The sequence below is a fragment of the Methylobacterium sp. D48H genome, assembly GCF_053345715.1.
The window spans coordinates 416272-436810 of record NZ_JBKFAP010000002.1 but is presented as its reverse complement, the minus strand read 5'-3'; the positions used below and the strand labels follow the sequence as shown (position 1 = coordinate 436810).

The window sequence follows — 20539 nt, the reverse complement described above, 5'->3', positions numbered from 1 at the left end:
CCCTCTAGCCACGCCGGCGCGGCGGCGCAATTTCCCGGCCGCGGCTCAGCTCCGCGGACCGCAGTTGCCGGTGCTGCCGTCGGTCGTCCAGAGGTTGGCGCCGCCCCCCGGCGGGCACTGCCCCGGCAGCGCGAGGGTGATCAGCTTCGCGAAGGTGTTGGCCTCGTCCTCGCCGTAGCCGATCTCGCCGACCATGCGGCCGGTCCTGTCGAACAGCGCCACGGTGGCGGAATGCTCCATCGTGTAGTCGCCGTCCTTGGTCGGCACGCGCTTGTAGGCGACGTGGTAGGCGTCGGCCATGCGAGCGACCTGCTGCGGCGTGCCGACGAAGCCGCGGATCCGCGGATCGAACGAGGCCAGGTACGCCCGCAGGGTGTCGGGCGTGTCCCGCTCCGGGTCGAGGGTGACGAAGACGACGTTGAGGCGGTCCGCGTCGCGGCCCATTCGGCCGAGGGCCGACGCCAGGGTCGCGAGCGTGGTCGGGCAGACATCCGGGCAGTGGGTGAAGCCGAAGAACAGGACGGACGGCTTGCCGCGGAGATCGGCCTGGGTCACCGGGCGGCCGTCGAGATCCGCCATCGTGAACGGGCCGCCGACCTTCCGGGAATGGCTGAACCGCGATCCCTGCTGGAGGACGATCGCCCCGGTGCCGGTGGCGATCACGGCGACGAGGGCGGCGGAGGCGATGAGGGCGAGAGGGCTCGGTGCCATGCTGTGACCTGCGACGGCGCGTCGGGGTGGCCGGTATCGATGCCGCCAATATGGGGTCCGTGTCGACAGGTGTGAGGCCGCGGCGCCCCGTGCGGGGCCGGACCTGGAGAGGCGACGACGTCAGGAACACGCCCGGGAGCGGCCGGTTGGCCAGGGTACGGGCGCTCGCGCCATCCGGCGCCGGGACACCCGGGCCGCGGGCCCGACCGTCCCCTCCGCGACCGCGCACGGGAGCCGCCCCAGATGGCCCAGCAGATCCCCGTCGACCCGCAGGCCCGGGCCGACGATCCCCGCCGCGACGCCGAGCGGGACGACGCCACCCACGCTATCGCCGACGACGTCGCCTATCAGCGCCACGTCCTGGTCAACGTCGTGTTCGTGGGGCCCCCCGGCGCGGGCGACCGGGGCTGGGTCCTGATCGATGCCGGCGTGATCGGCGCCAAGCGCGGGATCGAGGCCGCGGCCCGGGCCCGCTTCGGCGAAGGCGCCCGGCCGGCCGCGATCGTCCTGACCCACGGCCATTTCGACCACGTCGGCGTCCTGGAGGACCTCGCGGAGGACTGGGACGTCCCGGTCTACGTGCACGCCCTGGGGCGGCCCTATCTCGACGGCAGCGCCGCCTACCCGACGCCGGATCCGAGCGTCGGCGGCGGACTCCTCGGCCGTCTGTCGCCGCTGTTCCCGACGAGCCCGGTCGACGTCTCCGGGCGGCTCCGCCTCCTGCCGGAGGACGGTTCGGTGCCGCCCCTGCCCGGCTGGCGCTGGATCCACACGCCCGGCCACGCGCCGGGCCACGTCTCGCTCTGGCGCGAATCCGACCGGACGCTGATCGCGGGCGACGCCTTCATCACCACGGCGCAGGAATCCGCCTACGCGGTCGCGACGCAGGCGCCGGAGCTGCACGGGCCGCCGATGTACCTGACGATCGACTGGCCGGCGGCGCGCGCGTCGGTGCGGGCGCTCGCCGCGCTCGCCCCGGAGCGGGTCATCACCGGACACGGCCGGCCGCTGCAGGGGCCCGAGATGCGGCGCGCCCTCGACGCCCTGGCGGCGGACTTCGACCGGGTCGCGGTTCCAGAGACGGGCCGGTTCGTGGAGAACCCGCTCGGGGCCGCCGACGGCTCCGCCTACAGGGCGCCGCGCTGACCGGCGCGATGCGGCCGCGCGGGCGGAATCCCGCGCCTCACGAGGCCCGCGCGAGATCCTGGAACGGGGCCGGGGATCGCGCGGCGGCGAGCACGCCGTCCATCTCGGCCTTCGGCATGGCGTGGCCGAACAGGTAGCCCTGGCCGAAATGGCAGCCCTGTTCGGAGAGCCAGTCGAGGCTGGCGTCGGTCTCGATCCCCTCGGCGGTGGTGGAGAGGCCGAGGCTCGCCCCGAGCTTGATGATGGCGTCGACGAGCTTCGCCCGCTCGTCGCTCATCGTGATGGCGTCGACGTAGCTGCGGTCGATCTTCAGCTTGTCGAACTTCAGTTCGCGCAGGTGGTACAGGCTGGAATAGCCGGTTCCGAAATCGTCCAGCGCGATGCGCACGCCGAGTTCGCGCAGCGACAGCAGGGTCGTCCGGGTCGCCTCCAGGTCCTGGATCAGGGCGCTCTCGGTGATCTCGACCTCCAGGCGCTGCGGCGGGAAGCCGGTCTCGGTCAGGATCCCGAGGATGCGCTGGGCGAGCCACGCGTCCTGGAACTGCTGCGGGGCGATGTTCACCGCGAGGATCAGGTGCGGCGGCCAAGCCCGGGCATCCAGGCAGGCGCGGCGGATCAGGCTGTAGCTGAGATCCGCGATCATCCCGGTTTCCTCGGCCACCGGGATGAACTCGCTCGGGCCCACCACCCCGCGCGTCGGGTGGCGCCAGCGCGCCAGGACCTCGACCCCGACGATCTCCTTCTCGGGGAGCGACACCACCGGCTGGTAGAAGGGCTCGATCGCGCCCGTCTCGATGGCGAGGCGAAGTTCCGTCTCCATGCGGGCGCGGGCGCGCAGCTCCGCGTCCATGGCGCTGCGGAAGAAGCGGACATTGCCGCGCCCGTCCTTCTTGCCCTGGTACATGGCGAGGTCGGCCGCGTGCAGGATCGCGTCGGCGTCCCCGTGCTCGGCCGACACCGCGGCGACGCCGACCGTGGCCCCGACCTTCAGGTCGTTCTGGTTCCACGTCACCGGCTCGGCGATGCGCGCGATGACCGCCTGGGCGAGGCGCCGCAGCGCCTCGCTCTCGTAGCGGAGCGGGACCAGCATGGCGAACTCGTCGCCGCCCAGACGGGCCGCCAGGCCGCCCGACGGCACGAGCTGCTGGAGACGCTCGGCCACGGCGCACAGGACCGCGTTCCCGGCCGCGTGGCCGTAGAGGTCGTTGACCGGCTTGAACCGGTCGAGGTCGATGAGGAGCACCGCCGCGTCCGCGGCGCCCGGCGCGTGCGCCCGCTCCACGGCGTCGATGAAGCGGCGACGGTTCGCCAGACCGGTCAGCCCGTCGTGCCGGGCGATCGCCTCGGCCTGCGCGGCGGCGGCGGCGCGCTCGAGCATGAGCCGCCGGAGGATGATCGATTTGCGGATGCTGGCGCCCCACTGCGCCACGCCCATGCAGGCGGCGAGCAGCAGCAGGTCCGTGAGGTTGTAGGTGGCGACGACGCTGTTCAGATACGCGAAGGTCCCGAGCGTGACGCCGACGAACCAGATCCCGACGCCGATCACGAGGAGGCACAGGGTCTCGTACAGCTCGCCGCGGCCCCAGGCTCTCGACGTCTCGATCGGCATGGTCAGGACCCGGTTTCCAACGTCAGAGCGAAGCATGCCGTCCGCTCATGCGCTGTAGATCAGCTCCGGACGCGGCAGCTTCTCTACATCTTTACGGGTCTTTGTCTTGGTTTAATTTGGATTAAATCGCGCCGCCACGCTGCGCGCGGCTCGGGGGCGCCGGTATGTCCCGTCGCGGGAAGAGATGGACAGGGCCGCGCCGTCACGCCTCGTCGACGGCGTCCGGACGCTGCGCGGCCGCGCGGCTCTCCTGGAGGGTGGCGGCGGCCTTGACGATCGACAGGATCCCGCCGCGGGTCGTCTCGTCGGTGATGCTGGTGAAGGCCAGGACGAGTTCCATGACCTTCGGATCCTCGAACAGGGCCGCGGGTCCGACGCGTCCGCCGCCGTTGTCCCGCGGATCCGCGAAGAACGTGTCCACCGGCACCCTCAGCAGGTCGGCGATGGCCTGAAGACGCCCTGCGCCGATGCGGTTGCGCCCCTTCTCGTACTTCTGAACCTGCTGGAAGCTGACGCCGATGGCCTGACCGAGATCGGTCTGGCTCAGGCCCTGTGCCACGCGGAGCGCCGCGATGCGGCCGCCGATCGAGCGATCGGTCTCGGTGGCGGACTTGGGCTTCGGGGAGGACGACATCGAACGGAAACCTTCAGCATGCTGGATGAGTGGCACTTACCCAGAGTCGCGGAAAAAAACACAACCGAAAACTGCTTAGCGCACCAATAAGTTGCGCAATTCCTAGTTGCACTGGACGCATGGCTTGGCTGTTGGTTGTACGCCCAGGGACGGTGTAACCGCAATGGTCAACTGTATCCGTCACGCAGCGCACAGACGGTTTCCCTCCTGCGCCTGTCTTCGCCGGCTACGGCAGCCTCTCAGTCGCCGTGCGCGACGATACATCGGAGATCGGTCGAAGGGGTGGTAAAGTACCGAGGCCTCCGATCGTCGTGGCGGACGATGACGGATATGTGATGCGGCCGGCATTGTGGTGGGACTGCGGCCGCGGGTCTCCATCAAGACATCGGCGATGCAATTCACCGGCGCGAATGTCGCGGCCGGCGGGACACACACCCCTGTTTCCGACATCGGGTCGCGTCTATCGCCGGCCTAAACACTTTAAGTCCCGGTCGAGAAAATCTATGAAATGATGTATTCACCGGCCAGGCTCGACGGTAGAGTCGGTCTCCCATCACAGCGCCCTCGTCGATGACCGACCTTCTCGTCACCCTCCAGGAGCCAGCCGAACCCGCCGGGCAGGCCGGGCCGGAATCCGAGACGTCGGCCCTGCGCGCGCACATCGCGCGGATTCTGCGCAGGCTGCCTCCCGCCAAGGCGACGAAGACGACCTGACCTCGACCGCCGGGAACGGCGCCGCGACCTGCCCGGACGGATCATCCGCTCGGGACGGGCACCCGGTCCGGACACCCCTCCTAGGCGACGGCCTCCAGCGGCTGCGGCCGGGCGCGGACGCGATCGAGGATGTCGAGGGTGCGGATGCTGTCCGCGAGCGGCATGATCGGGCTCTCGCGGGCGCCGGCGAGCAGGCAGCGATGCACCTCGTCGATCTGATGCCGCAGCCCGAACCCGAGGTACGGCGTCGGGATCAGCGCGACGCGGCGGAAGTCCAGCGGCTGCAGGAGGCGTTTCGCGAAGGCCAGTCGGCCGATGGCCTGGCGGCGCGGCGGGGCACGGTCGGCGGGCGCCGGCGCGGCCGCGGTGCGCACGCGCGTGAGGAAGGGCGGGCACAGGAACTGCCGGTGCAGGTGGATGCGGCCGCGCGTGCCGACGATCACGGCGGCGTTGTCGGCCTCTCCGGTCGAGCCGCAGCTCAGGGTCGCGGTCCTGGCGTTCCAGCCGAGCGCGAGCGCGGCCTGCTGCGGCGCCGCACCGCCCCGATCGAGGCCGACGCCCGAGACCTCGGTGGGTGCGCCGAACAGGTGGAGCGCCAGCGACACGGGGTAGACCCCGAGATCGAGGATCACCCCGCCTTCGGCCGGAACGTCCGTCCGTCCGGGCGGGTTCGGCGCGCGGGGGAAGAACAGGCGGGCGTCGAGATGCAGGGGATCGCCGATCTCGCCCGCCTCCAGCATCGCCTTGGCCCGCACGACGCCGGGCGTGAAGCGCATCCACATCGCCTCCATGCAGAAGACGCCCTTCCGCCGCGCCGCCTCCGCGATGCGCCGCGCCTGCCCGCCCGAGAGCGCGATCGGCTTCTCGATCAGGACCGACTTGCCGGCCTCGATGCAGGCCAGCGCGCTGTCCATGTGGTCGCTGTTAAGCGTGGCGATGTAGACGACGTCGATATCCGGCCGCGCGGCCAGGGCCTCGACGCCGGCGACGGCGGCCGGCGCGCCGGACGCCTGGGGGAAGGCCGCGGCGAAGGCCTGGGCGCTCCCGGTGCTCCGCGCCCCGACGGCGGTGAGGCGCGCGTCCGGCCGCCCGAGAAGGTCGCTGACGAAGCGCTGGGCGATGACCCCGGTGCCGAGGACGCCCCACGAGACGGTCTGTGCCATGGCTAGAACCTGGATCTCAGCTGGATCACGGCGCCGCCGCCGGCATTCTGCATGGCGAGCGCGATCTCGGTGATGTGCAGCACGAACCGCGCCGGGAGCGGCGCCGGAACGCCCGCCCGGATCGCCGCGGCCTGGGCCGCGGGTCCGCGGGCGAAATCCATCTGCGACGGGTAGCTGGGCAGCTTGCCGCCGAAGCGGGGAGTCGGCAGCTTCCGACCGAGGAAGATCCGCCCGGGCAGGTAGCGCTGGATCCGGTGCAGCAGCCGGCCGAGCCGCCCGGGCGCCTCGCCGCTCGGCGAACGGAGATAGACCGGGCCCTGGCTGGCCCACGAATCGGTCACGGTCAGGACGCCCCGGTCGCCGATGATGTGCAGGGATCGGTCCTGCGGCGCGACGAGGCCGCAGGTGATCCGCGCGACGACGCCGGATCGGAACTCCAGGCACGCCGTCGAGAAGTCGTTGGCGACCGAGTCCGGGGGCTGGCCGGTGCCCTTGTCCGGGTACAGGCGCGACGCGAAGGCGGTCATGCGCTCGACCGGGCCGAACATCAGGCTCATCCAGGTCAGGTAGTAGCCGGCGTGCTCCAGGGTGCAGCCGACCCGGTACTCGTCCTCGGCCGGCCAGGGGGCGCCGGTCACGCTCCGCCATTCATGCACCGGCTCCCGGAACACCGGCCCGTCCTCCAGTTCGGCGTAGACGAGCCGGACCGACCCGACCTGGCCGGACGCGACGGCCTCCCGCACGGTCGCGCCCGCCTCGCCCAGGATGCTCGCGGGCGCGCCGCTCAGCGAGAGGCCCTTCGCCTCGGCGAGTTCCACCAGCGCTTCGGCCTGGGCGTACTCCATGGCGAGCGGCTTCTCGGAGTAGACGTGCTTGCCGGCCTCCAGGGCGGCCTTGGTCACGACGTAGTGACTGTGCGGATTGGTCAGATTCAGGATGAGGCCGATCTCCGGCTCGGCGAGCAGGGCCTCGAGGCTGTCGAACGCGCGGGCGTTGTAGTGACGGCAGAAGACGGCGCGCCGCTCCGGGTCCCGGTCGTAGACGCCGGCGAGGCGCAGTTCGGGGTGGTTCACGAGGGTCGTCATGTAGAAGTCGGCGACGTAACCGCAGCCGACGATCCCGATCTGCATCTCTGTCCCTGAAGGTCATCCGCACCGGATTCGGGTCGTAGCGGCAGCGCTCCGTTCCGCGCCTTCATCAATTGGGCGTAGGATCGACGCGCCGAGAGCTCAGCGACGCTCTCCGGCGCCCGAATTCGGCGCCCATGTCTCGGCAGTACACGGCGCTCGGGCCGCAGGCGCTTACGCTATTCGGTCGAACGCGCGTTTAACGCTCCGTTTACCGTACGGTCCGACAGTTCCGGTGCAACCGGAGCCCCGTGGACAGCCATGCTCGATGTCGCCTTCTGGTGGTGTGTGGCCGTGGCTTTGACAGGATCGGTCGGCCTCGTCGGCCTGGCCGTCGTCGCCGGCCGGAGCGGCCGCTCGCAGCCGCGCGGCCTCAAGCTTACCCGGACCGAGCCCCTCGTGCTCCGTCACTTCGGGCGCGCGTAGGTCGGCATTCGACCGGCACCGGCCGAGTGTCCGGCGTCTCAGATCTTTAAGTTCGCGGTCGGGTCGGGTTGCCGCCGGGAAGATCCGTCGTGCCCAGGTCGCGCGAGGATCCCCGACCCTCAACCGGTTCACCCCGGTCGACGTGGCCGTCGGGAACCACCGCCTGGGATCCCTACGATGTAAGGCGGATCGGGATCGGGCCGGTCGCGGTCACCGGAACGGACGTAACCGAGGTCGTCGACGGCAGGATCGCGTGCCTCCGGGTGCCGCTCGACCCGCCGACCGGTCGGGCTTGCCACGGTGCGACATCACGGTTTCCGCGGGTTCGATCTCAGGTGAGCCGCTTCCCTTCGCGGCGCCGGACGCTGCCGGTGTCAGGTCAGGGACAGCGATCGAGGTCCGGCCGCCTCACGATCTCACCCGGAGCACGATCTTGCCTCCGAGCCGACCCTCCTCGGAGCGCGCGTGGGCGCTGGCGACCTCGTCGAGGGGAAACTCCAGGCCGACTCGCGGCATCACGAGGCCGCGCTCGAGGAGGCGCGTCACGGCGTCGAGCTTCCGGCCGTCCTGGCGTGAGAAGACGAAGTGGTAGGTGGCGTTCCGGCCCCAGGCGCCGATGAGGTTCTGAGGCGTCGCGGTGTCGACCAGGGTGACGACGCGCCCGTCCTCGCGGAGGATGTGCGGGGAGCGCGCGAGCGTGTCGCGGCCGATCGTGTCCAGGACGACGTCGACGCCCCTGCCCTCGGTCAGGCGATCGACGGCGTCTACATAGTCCGCGCGCTCGAAATCGATGACGGCGGAGGCGCCGAGCCGCTCGACGCGCGCCACGTCGCTGCCGCGCGCCGTCGCCAGGACCCGTGCCCCAATGGCCTTCGCGACCTGGACGGCGATCGCCCCGACGCCCCCGGCACCGCCGTGGACGAGGACGGTCTCTGTGACCTGCAATCGGGCCCGCTCGACCAGCCCTTCCCAGACGGTCACGCCGACGAGGCTGACGCTCGCGGCCTCGGAATGGGTGAGGTTGACCGGCTTGCGCGCGACGATGCCGGCATCCGCCACGTGGTACTCGGCGTACGATCCCGGACCGTCGAAGATCCGCGGCGTGTAATAGACCTCATCCCCCGCGCGGAACTCGGTCACGTCGGATCCGACCTGGTCGACGACGCCGGACACGTCGTGCCCGATGATGGCCGGCAGCGCGACCTGATCGGCGTAGTCGCCGCGGCGGATCTGGCAGTCGAGCGGGTTGATCGACGTGGCATGCACGGCCACGCGGACCTGCCGGGGTCCCGGCCGAGGGTCCGGCAGCTCCCGGAGCTCGAAGCTGTCCGGCCCCCCGAACTTCGTCAACACCATCGCCTTCAAGAGGGCCTCCCGTCCTGACCGGCCAACCTTGTGTCAGCCGGGCTGCGGGATGACGAACGCGTTCTCCTCACGGGGTCGATGAGCTACGTTCAGCCATGACGATGCGGAGATCGCTTCCCCCCCTCGCGGCGCTCCGGGCCTTCGAGGCGGCCGGGCGCCGCCTGAGCTTCCGCGCTGCCGCCGACGAGCTGGGTGTCACGGCGACCGCCATCAGTCATCAGATCCGGCTTCTCGAGCAGATCCTGGGGCTGCGTCTCTTCCACCGCGAGACGCGCCGGGTCCGGCTGACCGCCGAGGGCACCGTTCTGCTGCCCGTGCTGCGCGACGGTTTCGACGCGTTCGCCCGAGCCATCGAAGAGATCCGCGGCCGGCACGCGGCCGGCGTTCTCACGCTCTCGGCCCCGACCGCCTTCGTGGCGAAGTGGCTCGTGCCTCGGCTTGCCGACTTCCGGGCCGCGCATCCCGATTGCGATCTGCGACTGCACGCGTCCGACAGCCTGTTCGACTTCGCCCGCGACGGCGTGGACGTCGCCGTCCGATACGGGCCCGGTCCCTATCCCGGCCTCGACGCGCACAGGCTGGTGGTCGACCGAGTCGCACCCGCTTGCAGTCCGCGTCTCGCCATTCGATCCAAGAGCGATCTGGCCCGCCACCCCCTGCTGCACTTCGAGTGGCCCGACCTGACCGACGAGACGCCGACCTGGCCGGCTTGGCTGCGGAAGGCCGGGATCACCGATATCGATGGCGGTGCGGGCATTCGCTTCAGCGACGAAGGCCACGTCATCCAGGCCGCGATCGCCGGTCAGGGTATAGCGCTGGTCTCGGTCGTACTGACCGCCGACGACCTGGCGAGCGGCACGCTGATTCAACCCTTCGGGCCCGTCCTCGACGCGCACCCCTACTGGGTCGTCCACCCGCGACATCCGGCCCAGGCGGGACGCATCGGGGTGCTGATCGACTGGCTGCGCAACGCAGCCATCCGGTGACGCGGGACCATGTGGCGAGGTCTGTATGAAGGTTCGCGAGCGGCCATCCGCCGGCGGTTCGGCAATCTTTGTTCGGGGCGGGACCCGGCATCTCGACAATGATGCGGCGACCGTCCGAAGCGTTGGCCCAAACTCCCCGCTCGATCGCAGTGCTCGTCGTGGAGCGAAATTTTCGCCGATCGCCGGTAAATCTCGGCGGCATAGCAAGCCTAAATCCAGTGTCCGGTAAAACCGAAGCTTAAGTCGGAAGGACAGGCGATGCTGTGTCGTAAAGGCTTGCATGAAGACGTTCGACGGGGCCTGTTGCAAGCCCGTCAAGGCAGTCAACGACGAAGGAGTGCGAATCTGAGATCTTTCGCGATCGATCGCCATCGTGGACGGCCGTTGTGAACCGCCCGATAGGTTCCGCCGGCGACACGTGCCGACAGGCCCTGGAGCGCCTCTAGGCGCGTCTCAGTTCGATAGATCGCTTCGCGCTTCTCGAGCTGGTCAAGCGCGCTGCGAAAGAAAGCGGCCGCCCTTGCCCGATCGAAGAGTGGAAAATGCTCAGCCGTCGCTTCCGGAAGCCGTTCGACGATATCGATCATGGCGGTCGTGGCTTCCCTGTAGGGATCCAAGCCCCCAGCTACCGTCCTCCGACCCGCGCTCCGCTCGCGCTCACCGTGTCCGAACAGATTATGGGCGTGCTGCCGATAGCGGACCAGGGGTACATCGATCTCGACGGTCTGACCGACGACTTGCGCCAGGAACATTACCCAACGGTCGTGAGCGATCATCTCGCTGGGGACAATGAAATCGATAAAACGGTCATCGACATCCCACAGATCCAAGAGTTCCCATCGAAAGACGATCGAAAATCCGAAGAACGTCAACCACGGATCGTAGGTGAGCGGTTTTCTGAGGCCGGTACGATGAATGCCTTGCCGAAAGACGCCAAGCTCGCGATTGCTGGAGTCGATAGTGATGGCCGTATGGGCGATCATCGAGACGCTGCGATCGTCCAGATAGGGCGAGCAAAACTCGATCTTCTTCGTGTCCCAGATATCGTCCTGATCGCAGAAGGCGACGAATTTTCCACGCGCCAACCGAGCGGCTCTCAAGAAATTGCTTCGAAAGCCGAGCGCGGGCACGTTCTCATGGATTTTGAACTCGATTGAGCTGCCGCAAGAGAAATTTCGGACAATTTCCAGCGTGTTATCCGTAGATGCGTCGTCGGAAACGATGATCTCAAGAGGATGTACTGTTTGTCCGACGAGAGTTTCGAGCTGTTCGCGGATAAATCTCGATCCGTTATGCGTGGCAAGAACAACAGAAACACCATGTTCATATCGCATGATGATGTCCTGACGAAACGGATTGCTATCTTCTGCGGTCGGAGCAACAATCAGACCATCTCTCGGTCACGGGTGGCCTCTCGAGTTCTTGCTATCGAGTGAGCGCGTATTCATTTGGGGCCACAGTCTTAATCGAACGGACTTGGATGCAAATAAATGAACGGAGCTGTGGCGGCCGAAGCAGATATTTTGCTCCATTCTCTTGGTAAGATGCCGACCAAGAACGTCTTTCTTGAACTCGAGAGTGGCGCTTTGCGCCGACGCGGAGGCTGTTGATTTATCATCTTAGTCGTCGGTACTGTCTATAGCCTTCGCCACAAAAAGCAAGAGCGCTAATGAAGTTCTTGTTCTGCACGTTCCGATCATTGACCTGTACCCGCCGGGGGCCGGAAGGGATATCGACGCGGCCGGATGACGGCGTGCGCTCCGACAGATCTGCGACGCCGAAGCTGACCGGCGGGAATCCACGCCACGTTGCCGACTCGCAAGCTACCCAACCCAGGCGTTCGGAGAGCGGTCGTTGCCTGCCGAAAGCCGCCACTTATCGATCGTCCAGCAACCTCGGATTGAAGGCGCGGTTGGCATCCCACTAAGGAATCCCATTCGCCCCGTGGTCTCGGTAGCCGGATCGAGCGAGAAGGCGATCATGATAGGCCGAGACGGCGGGATAGCTCGGGCGCTCCATTGGCGTCATGCGCCAACGGTTTACGGACAAGCCGAGAACGACATCCGCCAACGTGAAGGCTCCTCCGGTCACATAAGCTCCGGTTGAGGAGAGATGGTGGTCAAGGATCCCCATATTCGCGTTCCAGGCCTCGACCCCCGCCACTATCCGGTCTGGATCGGCGTAGGCCGGATCACGACGAACGAGGCCGAGGAAAGCCGCCCGCCAAGACGCGTTCAACTCGGTCGCTTGCCAGTCCATCCATTGTTCAACCAGAGCGCGTCCACGTGGGTCAGCAGGGAGCAGATCCGTCCGAGTGGCGCTCGCAGCGAGGTAGCGGCAGATCGTATTTGACTCCCACAAGGCCCCTGCCGCGTCTTCAATCACGGGCACGAGGCCGTTCGGGTTGCGAGCCAGAAATTCCGGGGTATCCGTTGCTTGGAAATCGCTGCCGTAGTCCTGGCGATCGTAATCCAATCCGATCTCGGCACAGGTCCAAAGCACCTTGCGAACATTGATCGAACTGGCCTTGCCGAGAATGCGGATCATGGGAGCGGGTTAGCCAACGCTGGAATGATGAAGAGACGACCACAGAGGGCGTGGTTGCATCTTCCACCCGCGGAGTTAACCGCCCTTGTCTCAGGTGCGCAAAGCGGATGCAGCGAGCGACCTCGAGAGGATCTCGAGCGATGTCCACGGCTACGCCCGCTTCGATGCGTCCACAATCCAGATGCGGTCGGGCAGGGAACCATCCATTTAAGACGTTGGGGAGAGCCATGCGCCGCGGCAGAAGCTGGCCGAAAGATGCCGGTCTGCTCCGGAGTGAAACTGCCGGAAAAGTCGACACCTCCTGTCGCGCGTCGTCAGAACACCGCGTGGTCGCCGCGCTCGGCGACCGCCTCGCCACGGACCACGCGCGCATAGTAGTCGAAGAGCGTCTCCGATCCCGTCGACGGAGTGGCCTGGGCATCGTATCGCCCGGTCGCCGGGTCCAGGACGAGCATGGACTCCGTCGCGTAGTAGCGCCCGATCCGCGCGAGTTCGGCCTTGGCGGCCAGGGCCGGTACCCATCGGCCCATCGTCGTCAGAACGGCGACGATCGCGTCCAGCAGCACGACCGGAATGTGCGTGAAGCGCGGTTCGCGCCCCAGAAGGGCGAAGAGCCGCTCGCCCTGCGCGCGCGGCGTGATCGCCTCGCCCGGGCCGCCGATCGGCAGAACGCGATTGCGGCGGTCCCCATCGTCGAGGCAGTCCGCGAGATAGCGGCCAAGGTCGTCGTCGCTGATCGGCTTGCAGGCCGTCAAGGTCCCGTCCCCGAACACCAGAAATGGCTTGCCGCGTTTCACGCGTTCGATCTGTCCCGAGAGCGATTTGAAGAAGGCGGTGGGCCGAACGATCGTGTAGTCGAGCCCCGATGCGATCAGCTCTGCCTCGAAGGCGCGCTTGGCGCGCTGAAAAGCGAGGATCGGCTTCTGGACGCAGATCGCCGACAGAAGCACGACATGCGTGACGCCGGCCGTGCGGCCCGCGTGCAATGCCTCGACCTGCGCGCCGTAATCGATCGCCCAGGCATCGTCGGGCAGCCCCGTGCGCGAGGCGAGGCACGACACCAGGGCGTCGAAGCGTTCGCCGCGGATACCGTCGCGCGCCAGCGACACCGTGTCGGTCAGATCCACGATGCGCGCGGTAGCGCCTGACGGGATTGCGGTTTCGGCAGGGCGCCTGACGAGGCAGACGACCTCGTGGCCGCGCGAGACCAGTGCCCGAACCGTTGCCCGGCCGATTGTGCCGGTCGCTCCCAGGAAGAGGACACGACGCGGCTTCACACCGTCCGGTCGATCCGGTTTCATGATCGCTTCATCACGACGTTCAACCATCCTAGCGCGACGGCGACGCTTGCGCTGCCCCGTCGAACGGCGAAAGCGTAGATACGACGGGATCCGCAGAATGATCCGCGTCAATCTTGACGTTCAGCTGCGCGAGACCGCCTGTCCAGTGTCGACCCTTGGCCTGAGGTGGCTTCCGCTCTCCACCCCCGGCAGTCGCGAAGCCGGACGGTGCGAACCCTGTAAGTGCGCAACCGGCAGTTCGCTCACTTGCGTCGCGCAACGCGGGGTGCGCAACGCGAACTTGCCGGCGCCCTCCCTGACGAGCCCGCGCTACGCCGCAGGAAGGTGGCGGGCGGGTTCGGCACGCGCCAGCGGGGCAGTTCCAGCGCGCCTTCGAGGAACCGTCGGCCGCGGACAGGACGCCGGCGCGGGCCGGGAGCGGGGTGGCGAAGAAGGCCGAGAATCTGGCCAAGCGGATGCCGGACGCCGGATGCCGGGCGCAGCGGCGCCGAAGGTGGTGGCCGGCGGTGAGACCGGCGAGGCGGAGAGCGTCACGATTTCCGGTCAGTGGGGTACAGATCCCCGACGACGTCGCCGACAGCCTGCATGGCTGATCGTTAGCCGCGCCCCTTGGCCGCGAACCCCCAGACCGGCCGTCTCGAGAACGGTCTCTTCGTCTCGCGATCGGCTTCGAGCCGGTCAACGCGAGGGCGATTCGAACGGCACCACCGTCGCCATAGGCTGAACGATTCCGGTCGTCGCTACACTGACCGGTCGACCAAATGTCTGTGCCCAACTCAACTGAATGACGCTGATTCTTACTTGTCCGACAGATCGTCTCCGAGATATCTCACTACGTCGACGTTTAGAGAAGCCGATCCAGCGCACGACCGGATGCGCGCACTTGTTGCGTGAACCAAGCGATTGCCCGATTTGATACCGAACGCGGGTCGAGCACTTGCACTTTTGTCTCACGATGCACATGGGATGCGGTTCCTTCCGGCGGCAGTGAGGGGCCACTGCAGAATTCAGCCGGACGAGCTGGATCTATATTTCCATACGCTGAGCCTCGATGTCGGCCAGATGATAATTCAGTAATAATTTACCCGTCGATGATGATATAACATTGTTCGATTGAGCTGGAATCGCGGCCAATGCGCGGGCCTGCAACTAAATAACGTCGCGTGGTGATACATTCGAGCGCGAATGGTGGTCTCGCGCAGGCGAAATGCTCGACGGTCCCGCGACGAACTCTTTATTTCTGGACCAGCGAGAAGCCTGCTCAGATCAGTCACCCTCGGGGTGCACCGGGATGCGCACCGCCGTTGCTGCCCCCCTCGATAGCGCTGTCGCCGAGGGAACAGGCTGCGGGTGAGGTCAGGCTGACCGGTTTTCATCGCTGTGGGCTGATCCGAGCGTTTACCGATCGGCCGCGTTTCGGTCACCGACGGCGACACCGGGGTGATCCGCGGGACCCGCATCCGCCGTCGGACTGGAAGCGTGCCGAGTGCGCCAGTGGCGTCGAGACCGGTCGGAAATGGAGAAGCCCGCGGCGCCCCCGGCAGCGCTCACGCGGGCTGTCTGCGCGATCGAGGGCGACATCCCGCGCGAGGGCGACGAGATCGACCAGCTTCCCGGAAGCAGGGAGTACGACCGGACCGCGATCGACACGGGCTCCGGCGAGCGCTTACTCTGCCGCGAGGTCGAGGCCGCGGGCTGGCGAGCGGCGCGCGGGTGATGGACGCGCCCGTCCCTGAACTTCCCTCGACATCAACCGTTCCTGTGCCACAGCAATCGCAGGGACGACTTCATGACTCGCACGCTCGCGGCGCTCGCAGGAGCCTTGTCCATCGCCCTGGCCGCGCCGGTCTCAGCGCAAACGGTGACAGGCGGCGCTGGAAACACCGGGGTCGCCCCGCCGGCGACAACCGGAGGTGCCGGCCCGGGTGCCCGGGATCTTGGACCGAGCCCGGTCACCCGTGGAAATGAGGCCAACCCGAGCAACTCGTCGATCCCGGGCACGACGCCGGGCGTTAACATTGGCGGCACCCCCACGAGCGGGCCCCCCGGCACTGGCGGCACGTCGGGCGGCCCGTCCCTCGGTCGGTAAGCCCGCTCGGCCCCGCCCCGATCTGCTCACGGGGCGGGGGAGCGCCTGATCTCACCAGCGTGTGAGCCGAGCCGATACGCAACGCGGCCCGGCGGCAGGTTCGCGGCCCGCGGTTACCGGGCGGTATCCCATGCACCGAAAGCAAGTTTTAAGATTACCGTTCTATATGTCTGACATCGCATTGCGTTCCGATGTTGACCATGACCCTCGCGCTGTTGGCCGTCCTGATTGCCGGGGCGCTGTGTCTCGGAATGATCTCCGCGTTCCTGCCGTTTCAGCGTCCGCGCGAGGAGATCGAGTTGGCAGAGTTCACCGACGACGAATTCTTCGACATCGGCGGGCCGATCATCGATATGCAGGCGACGCGCTAAGGGCGCTCGACACGGACTCGCCGTTCATCGGTCGGCGGGGCATCGAGAGGCGCGCCACGGCGCGCCGGGCAGGTCAAAGCGAGAGGTGCTTCGTGGACCCCCAGCCATTCACCATCGACACCGAGGCCCAGGCTCAGACGTACCTGACCGATCTCCTCAACAATCCGAAGAACCGGTCGATGAGCGAGATCGCGAGGCACTGCGCCCTGCGGGTCCGCAACCCGAAGATCAAGGCGTTCTTTCTGACCGAGGGCGCGAAGATGCTCGCCGAGATGAAAGCCTAGGGGCGAGACAGGAAAGCTCCGACCGGCGAACCGGGCGGCCCGTCCGGATTCGAGTCCCGGCGGGCGTGCAGCGGCAGCGAGAACGTCCCGCGCGACGGTGCCGACGGGGCTGAAGGCGGTAGCCTCGAGGGCATGCCGAGGCCCGGTCGACGCGTGGGCAGGCGGGACGGTTTAAGCCTCCGACGAGGACGGCGCCCGGCCTGCGTCCAGGATGACCTGACCGGCCGCCTTCGGACCGAGCTGATCGAGAGGATCTGCCAGGACCGGAGGAGCCGGACAGGCGGCGCGGTCGGACGACGCGCGCGGAGCAGGTCGCGCCGAAGCTGCACCAGATCGAGGTGCAGACAGCCCGGGGCAAGAACTTGGCGCTTGCGTGCGCGGAAGCGGAGATCTCTGAGCAGAGTGCCTCACGCTGGCGCAAGGCGTACGCCGGTCTCCGAGTCGATCAGGCTCGGAAGATGAAGGATCCGGAGCGCGAGAAGGCTCGGCTGCGGCGGCTCGTGGCCGATCTGACCTTGAAGAAGCAGATGCTGGCGGACGTGGCGGCCGGAGCCTCGTAGCATCCGAGCGACGCCGCTAGGCGGTTGCAGACATCCGGGAGAGGTACGGTCTCCCGGAACGCCACGCCTGCCGGACCGTCGACCAGCACCGCGGCACGCGACGCGATCTGCCCTCCGTGTCGGCCGAAGAGGACGCGTTGACCCCTGCCATCATCACTTTGGCATCCGAGTGCGGGCGCTGCGGCTGCTGCCGTGTCACCGCACTGCTGCGAGCGGATTGCAGGCAAGCGGGCCAGGATCGGGTTCAGCGCATCGGGCGTCGCGAAAGGCTCGAGGTTCCGCAGAATCCCTTTGACTAGGAGGGCGTAACGACCGCGCGTCGCGACGGCCGGGAGATCGGCGCTGACACAGGCAACGCCCCGGGCTTCGAGGACCTCGCGTGGGCCCCGGGCCTCGCCGACCGCCGGCTCGGGATGCGCGGCCCGATTGTCCAAGAAAGCCTCGCTTGGCAGACGGGAAGGCCGTTGACGATAGATGACGATCATAATAGATTATGGGCGTCATATCAAACCGTCGAGGGCCCGCGGGGGAGGCGGCGATGGATGCGGACTGGTCATCGTACGCACCGGCCTGGCCGGCCCGGATTTCCGTGACCCTGAAGCCAGCCTTGGTCCAGGCCTCCGAGGTCGCGCCGGCCGCGGGGATGGTCGAGGGTAGCGGCGCCGAGATCGAGGGCCTTGGGCAGTTCGGAGGCTCCACCGGGGTGACGATCGTCGACGCCAACATCCGGGTCTCGGATGGCCGGCCGGGGCTCCTGTCCAATACCCCCGAAGCCGGACGAGGGGGCCCGACCTCCCGAGTCCGCTCCTCGGACATCGCGTAGCCGGCCGCCGAAGCTGTCACGGACGAGGAAGCCTTCATGGACATCAGGACGCGCCGACTGCTGACGGCCCCTCTCCTGCCGACGCTGGCCCGGATGGCCGTGCCGAATGTCGCGGTCATGGTCGTCCAGACCTCCATCGGCCTGATCGAGACCTACTTCGTCGCCGAGCTCGGCACCGACGCCCTCGCCGGAATGGCGCTCGTCTTCCCGGTGGTCATGCTCGTCCAGATGCTGTCCGCGGGCGGCATGGGCGGCGGCATCCAGTCGGCGGTCTCGCGCACCCTGGGCGCCGGTCGGCAGGACGCGGCGGGTCTGCTCGCGTGGCACGCCGCCGCCATCGGCCTCGGCCTCGGCGCGGTGACCAGCCTGCTCGCCTTGACCCTGGGACCGCGCCTCTACGCGGCGATGGGCGGTACGGGTGCCTCGCTCAGCGCCGCGACGGCCTACGCGACCGTCGTGTTCGGCGCGGCGATCCTGATCTGGCTGTTCAACGCGCTGGCGGCGGTGATCCGCGGGACCGGCAACATGGCGCTCCCGGCCGGCGTCACCTGCGCCGGGGCCGTCCTGCTGATCCCGCTCTCGCCCGCGCTGATCTTCGGTTGGGGACCGTTCCCCCGCCTCGGGGTCGTGGGCGGCGGTGTCGCCTTCGCCGCCTACTACGCCGTCGGCGCCACCCTCTTCGCCGCCTACATCTGGTCCGGCCGGGGTGTCCTGCGCCCGAGCCCTCGCCCGCCGAGGCTGACCTGGGCGCCGTCCCGCGAGATCCTGCGCGTCGGCCTGCTCTCCGGCATCGCCAGCATGACCTCCAACGTCACCGTCATCGCCGCGACCGGCTTCGTCGGGACGGCGGGACCGGCGGCAGTGGCGGGGTACGGGACCGGCGCGAGGCTGGAGTACCTACTGGTCCCCCTGGTGTTCGGGCTCGGCTCGCCGATCGCCGCCCTCGTCGGGACCGCCCTCGGGGCCGGGATGCACGCACGCGCCCGTCAGGCCGCGCTGACCGGCGCCCTCGTGGCGGGTGTCCTGACGGAGGCCATCGGCCTCACGGCCGCCCTCCATCCTGCCGGGTGGCTCAGCCTGTTCGGGCACGATCCGGCGATGCTCGCCACCGGCTCGACCTACCTGCGCGTCGTCGGACCGTTCTACGGATTCTTCGGGGCCGGCCTCGCCCTCTACTTCGCGGCCCAGGGGGCCGGGCGTGTCGGCTGGCCGCTCGCCGCGAGCGTCCTTCGGATGGCCGTGGCCCTGGGGGGAGCCTGGATCGCGGCGAGGCTCGGGCTGGGCTTGGTCGGGATGTTCGTCGCCCTCTCGGCCGGCTTCTTCGCCATGGGCCTCGTCAACGCGGCCGCCTTCGCGACCGGCCGGATGTTCCTGGCGGAGCCCGCGCCGAGCACATCCCCTGTTCCGCCAAGCCTCACGGCGGCCGCCAATTCGGGACGCTGAGACGGGGCCTGCGACGCGGACGAGGCCGATGGGTGCCGGCGCCTCCGAGGCGAACGGCGTCCGCGTCCCGGGGCCGCGTCTCCTTCGGGATGACCGGGGCGCCCGCCCATCTCCAGGCGACGGTGCTGGGAGCACCCGAGGAGCAGTTCGGCAGGATCCTCGAACCGACCGGCCCGCGCTCGCGATCCATGACGGAGATCGCCGATGAATCCTCCGAGACCCTGGGCCGGATTGGCGAGGCCCTCGGATCTGGCTTGCTTTCAAAAATGATGATCATAATTTATATTGGGTCGCAGCGGGCAAGGTGCCGCGTGGATCGGAGGGCGATATGAGCAAGGGCAGCATTAAGACCGCGGTGGTCACAGGCGCCTCGTCCGGCATCGGGCTGGAAACGGCGAAGGCCCTTCAGGCTGCGGGCTACCGCGTATTCGGGACCAGCCGGAGGGCGTCTCCGGCCGTGGACGGCGGGATGGCCACCATCGTCTGTGACGTCACCGATGAGAGATCGGTCACTGAGATGGTCGAGACCGTCTTCGGCGAGACGGGGAGGATCGACCTCCTCGTGAACAACGCCGGCTTCGGCATCAGCGGCGCGGCCGAGGAATCGTCGGTCTCGCAGGCTCAGGCCATGTTCGACGTGAACCTGTTCGGCGTCATCCGGACGACCCGCGCCGTGCTTCCCCTGATGCGCGCGCAGAAGGGCGGCCGGATCGTCAACGTCAGCTCTGTCCAGGGCCTGATCCCGGCCCCCTACATGGCGCTCTACGGCGCCAGCAAGCACGCCGTCGAAGGCTACTCCGAGTCGCTGGACCACGAGGTTCGTGGGCAAGGGATCCGGATCGTGCTCGTCGAGCCCGCCTTCACCCGGACGGCCTTCGACCGGAACCTCGTGCGCCCCGACGCGCCGCTCGGCATCTACGAGGCGGAGCGCGCCGGTCGGGACCGGTTCCTGAGCGAGGTCATGAAGTCCGCCGATGCGCCCGAGGTCGTGGCGAAGGTCATCGTCGAAGCCGCCACCGCGACGAGCCCGAAGCGCCGTTACACGGCGGGCCCCAAGGCGAGGCAGGTCAGCCTGCTGCGCCGCTTCGTGCCGGCCACCGCCTTCGACAAGAGCTTCCGCAAGGAGATGCGCCTCCCGCAGGTCCCGTGATGACGAGTCCGGAGAGGTCGCGGATGCGGCGCGTGTCGGCGTGCAGGGGTTGAGATCGGCCGGGCGCCAGCGCCGTCGATCCTGACCCTC

Annotated in this window: 18 protein-coding genes and 2 pseudogenes; 10 read left to right on the top strand and 10 right to left on the bottom strand. The window is 68.2% G+C overall.

Annotated features, from left to right (window positions below; all coding sequences use genetic code 11):
• Positions 1-45: 45 nt before the first annotated feature.
• Positions 46-711 (bottom strand): SCO family protein, encoded by a 666-nt coding sequence (locus tag ACLBX8_RS08475; protein ID WP_020095041.1) that lies wholly within the window; start codon positions 709-711, stop codon positions 46-48.
• Positions 712-954: 243 nt separating this feature from the next.
• On the opposite strand from ACLBX8_RS08475, the gene ACLBX8_RS08470 reads away from it, so the two are divergent.
• Entirely contained in the window at positions 955-1857 is a 903-nt protein-coding gene (locus ACLBX8_RS08470; RefSeq protein ID WP_447714958.1) for an MBL fold metallo-hydrolase, read from the top strand.
• Between the two features lie 37 nt (positions 1858-1894).
• Here the strand turns inward: ACLBX8_RS08470 and ACLBX8_RS08465 are convergent, their stop codons facing one another.
• Together ACLBX8_RS08465 and ACLBX8_RS08460 are read right to left on the bottom strand one after the other, a co-directional pair.
• Entirely contained in the window at positions 1895-3502 is a 1608-nt protein-coding gene (locus ACLBX8_RS08465) for a putative bifunctional diguanylate cyclase/phosphodiesterase (protein ID WP_447714957.1), read from the bottom strand.
• Between the two features lie 166 nt (positions 3503-3668).
• Entirely contained in the window at positions 3669-4100 is a 432-nt protein-coding gene (locus tag ACLBX8_RS08460) for a helix-turn-helix domain-containing protein (protein ID WP_056527784.1), read from the bottom strand.
• Between the two features lie 570 nt (positions 4101-4670).
• Here ACLBX8_RS08460 and ACLBX8_RS08455 point away from each other — a divergent pair.
• Positions 4671-4814 (top strand): hypothetical protein, encoded by a 144-nt coding sequence (locus ACLBX8_RS08455; protein ID WP_447698597.1) that lies wholly within the window; start codon positions 4671-4673, stop codon positions 4812-4814.
• Between the two features lie 80 nt (positions 4815-4894).
• Here the strand turns inward: ACLBX8_RS08455 and ACLBX8_RS08450 are convergent, their stop codons facing one another.
• From ACLBX8_RS08450 to ACLBX8_RS08440, 3 genes are all read right to left on the bottom strand, one after another.
• Entirely contained in the window at positions 4895-5977 is a 1083-nt protein-coding gene (locus ACLBX8_RS08450; protein ID WP_447698598.1) for a Gfo/Idh/MocA family protein, read from the bottom strand.
• A gap of 2 nt (positions 5978-5979) precedes the next feature.
• Positions 5980-7107: a Gfo/Idh/MocA family protein gene (locus ACLBX8_RS08445; protein ID WP_056527789.1), complete on the bottom strand. Its 1128-nt coding sequence runs from the start codon at positions 7105-7107 to the stop codon at positions 5980-5982.
• 831 nt (positions 7108-7938) lie between these two features.
• Entirely contained in the window at positions 7939-8895 is a 957-nt protein-coding gene (locus ACLBX8_RS08440; protein WP_447698599.1) for a zinc-dependent alcohol dehydrogenase family protein, read from the bottom strand.
• A gap of 95 nt (positions 8896-8990) precedes the next feature.
• Between ACLBX8_RS08440 and gcvA the strand changes: the two genes are divergently transcribed.
• Positions 8991-9881 (top strand): transcriptional regulator GcvA, encoded by an 891-nt coding sequence (gcvA, locus tag ACLBX8_RS08435; protein ID WP_447698600.1) that lies wholly within the window; start codon positions 8991-8993, stop codon positions 9879-9881.
• A 323-nt stretch (positions 9882-10204) separates the two neighbouring features.
• Here the strand turns inward: gcvA and ACLBX8_RS08430 are convergent, their stop codons facing one another.
• The 4 genes and pseudogenes from ACLBX8_RS08430 to ACLBX8_RS08415 form a co-directional block, all read right to left on the bottom strand.
• A complete protein-coding gene (locus tag ACLBX8_RS08430; RefSeq protein WP_447714956.1) occupies positions 10205-11215 on the bottom strand; it encodes a glycosyltransferase in 1011 nt (336 codons plus the stop codon).
• 589 nt (positions 11216-11804) lie between these two features.
• Complete coding sequence (locus tag ACLBX8_RS08425) at positions 11805-12428, bottom strand: glutathione S-transferase family protein (RefSeq protein WP_447683489.1); 624 nt, start codon at positions 12426-12428, stop codon at positions 11805-11807.
• 314 nt (positions 12429-12742) lie between these two features.
• The gene (locus ACLBX8_RS08420) at positions 12743-13729 is read right to left on the bottom strand and encodes an NAD(P)H-binding protein (protein ID WP_447698601.1); all 987 of its coding nucleotides are present in this window, start codon (positions 13727-13729) and stop codon (positions 12743-12745) included.
• A 296-nt stretch (positions 13730-14025) separates the two neighbouring features.
• Positions 14026-14211, bottom strand: a pseudogene (locus tag ACLBX8_RS08415) (hypothetical protein); the annotation flags it as partial.
• Positions 14212-15245: 1034 nt separating this feature from the next.
• On the opposite strand from ACLBX8_RS08415, the gene ACLBX8_RS08410 reads away from it, so the two are divergent.
• The 7 genes and pseudogenes from ACLBX8_RS08410 (at position 15246) to ACLBX8_RS08380 (ending at position 20449) form a co-directional block, all read left to right on the top strand.
• On the top strand, positions 15246-15446 hold the full coding sequence (locus ACLBX8_RS08410) for a nuclease (protein ID WP_447714955.1): 201 nt from the start codon (positions 15246-15248) through the stop codon (positions 15444-15446).
• A 572-nt stretch (positions 15447-16018) separates the two neighbouring features.
• Positions 16019-16189, top strand: a complete 171-nt coding sequence (locus tag ACLBX8_RS08405; RefSeq protein ID WP_331298099.1) for a hypothetical protein — start codon at positions 16019-16021, stop codon at positions 16187-16189.
• 92 nt (positions 16190-16281) lie between these two features.
• A complete protein-coding gene (locus tag ACLBX8_RS08400) occupies positions 16282-16473 on the top strand; it encodes a hypothetical protein (protein ID WP_020095026.1) in 192 nt (63 codons plus the stop codon).
• A gap of 254 nt (positions 16474-16727) precedes the next feature.
• Positions 16728-17314: pseudogene (locus tag ACLBX8_RS08395) on the top strand (transposase); the annotation flags it as partial.
• A 308-nt stretch (positions 17315-17622) separates the two neighbouring features.
• Entirely contained in the window at positions 17623-17856 is a 234-nt protein-coding gene (locus ACLBX8_RS08390; protein ID WP_447714954.1) for a hypothetical protein, read from the top strand.
• Between the two features lie 36 nt (positions 17857-17892).
• The gene (locus ACLBX8_RS08385; protein ID WP_447714953.1) at positions 17893-19299 is read left to right on the top strand and encodes an MATE family efflux transporter; all 1407 of its coding nucleotides are present in this window, start codon (positions 17893-17895) and stop codon (positions 19297-19299) included.
• A 328-nt stretch (positions 19300-19627) separates the two neighbouring features.
• Entirely contained in the window at positions 19628-20449 is an 822-nt protein-coding gene (locus tag ACLBX8_RS08380; RefSeq protein ID WP_427509048.1) for an oxidoreductase, read from the top strand.
• Positions 20450-20539 lie beyond the last annotated feature (90 nt).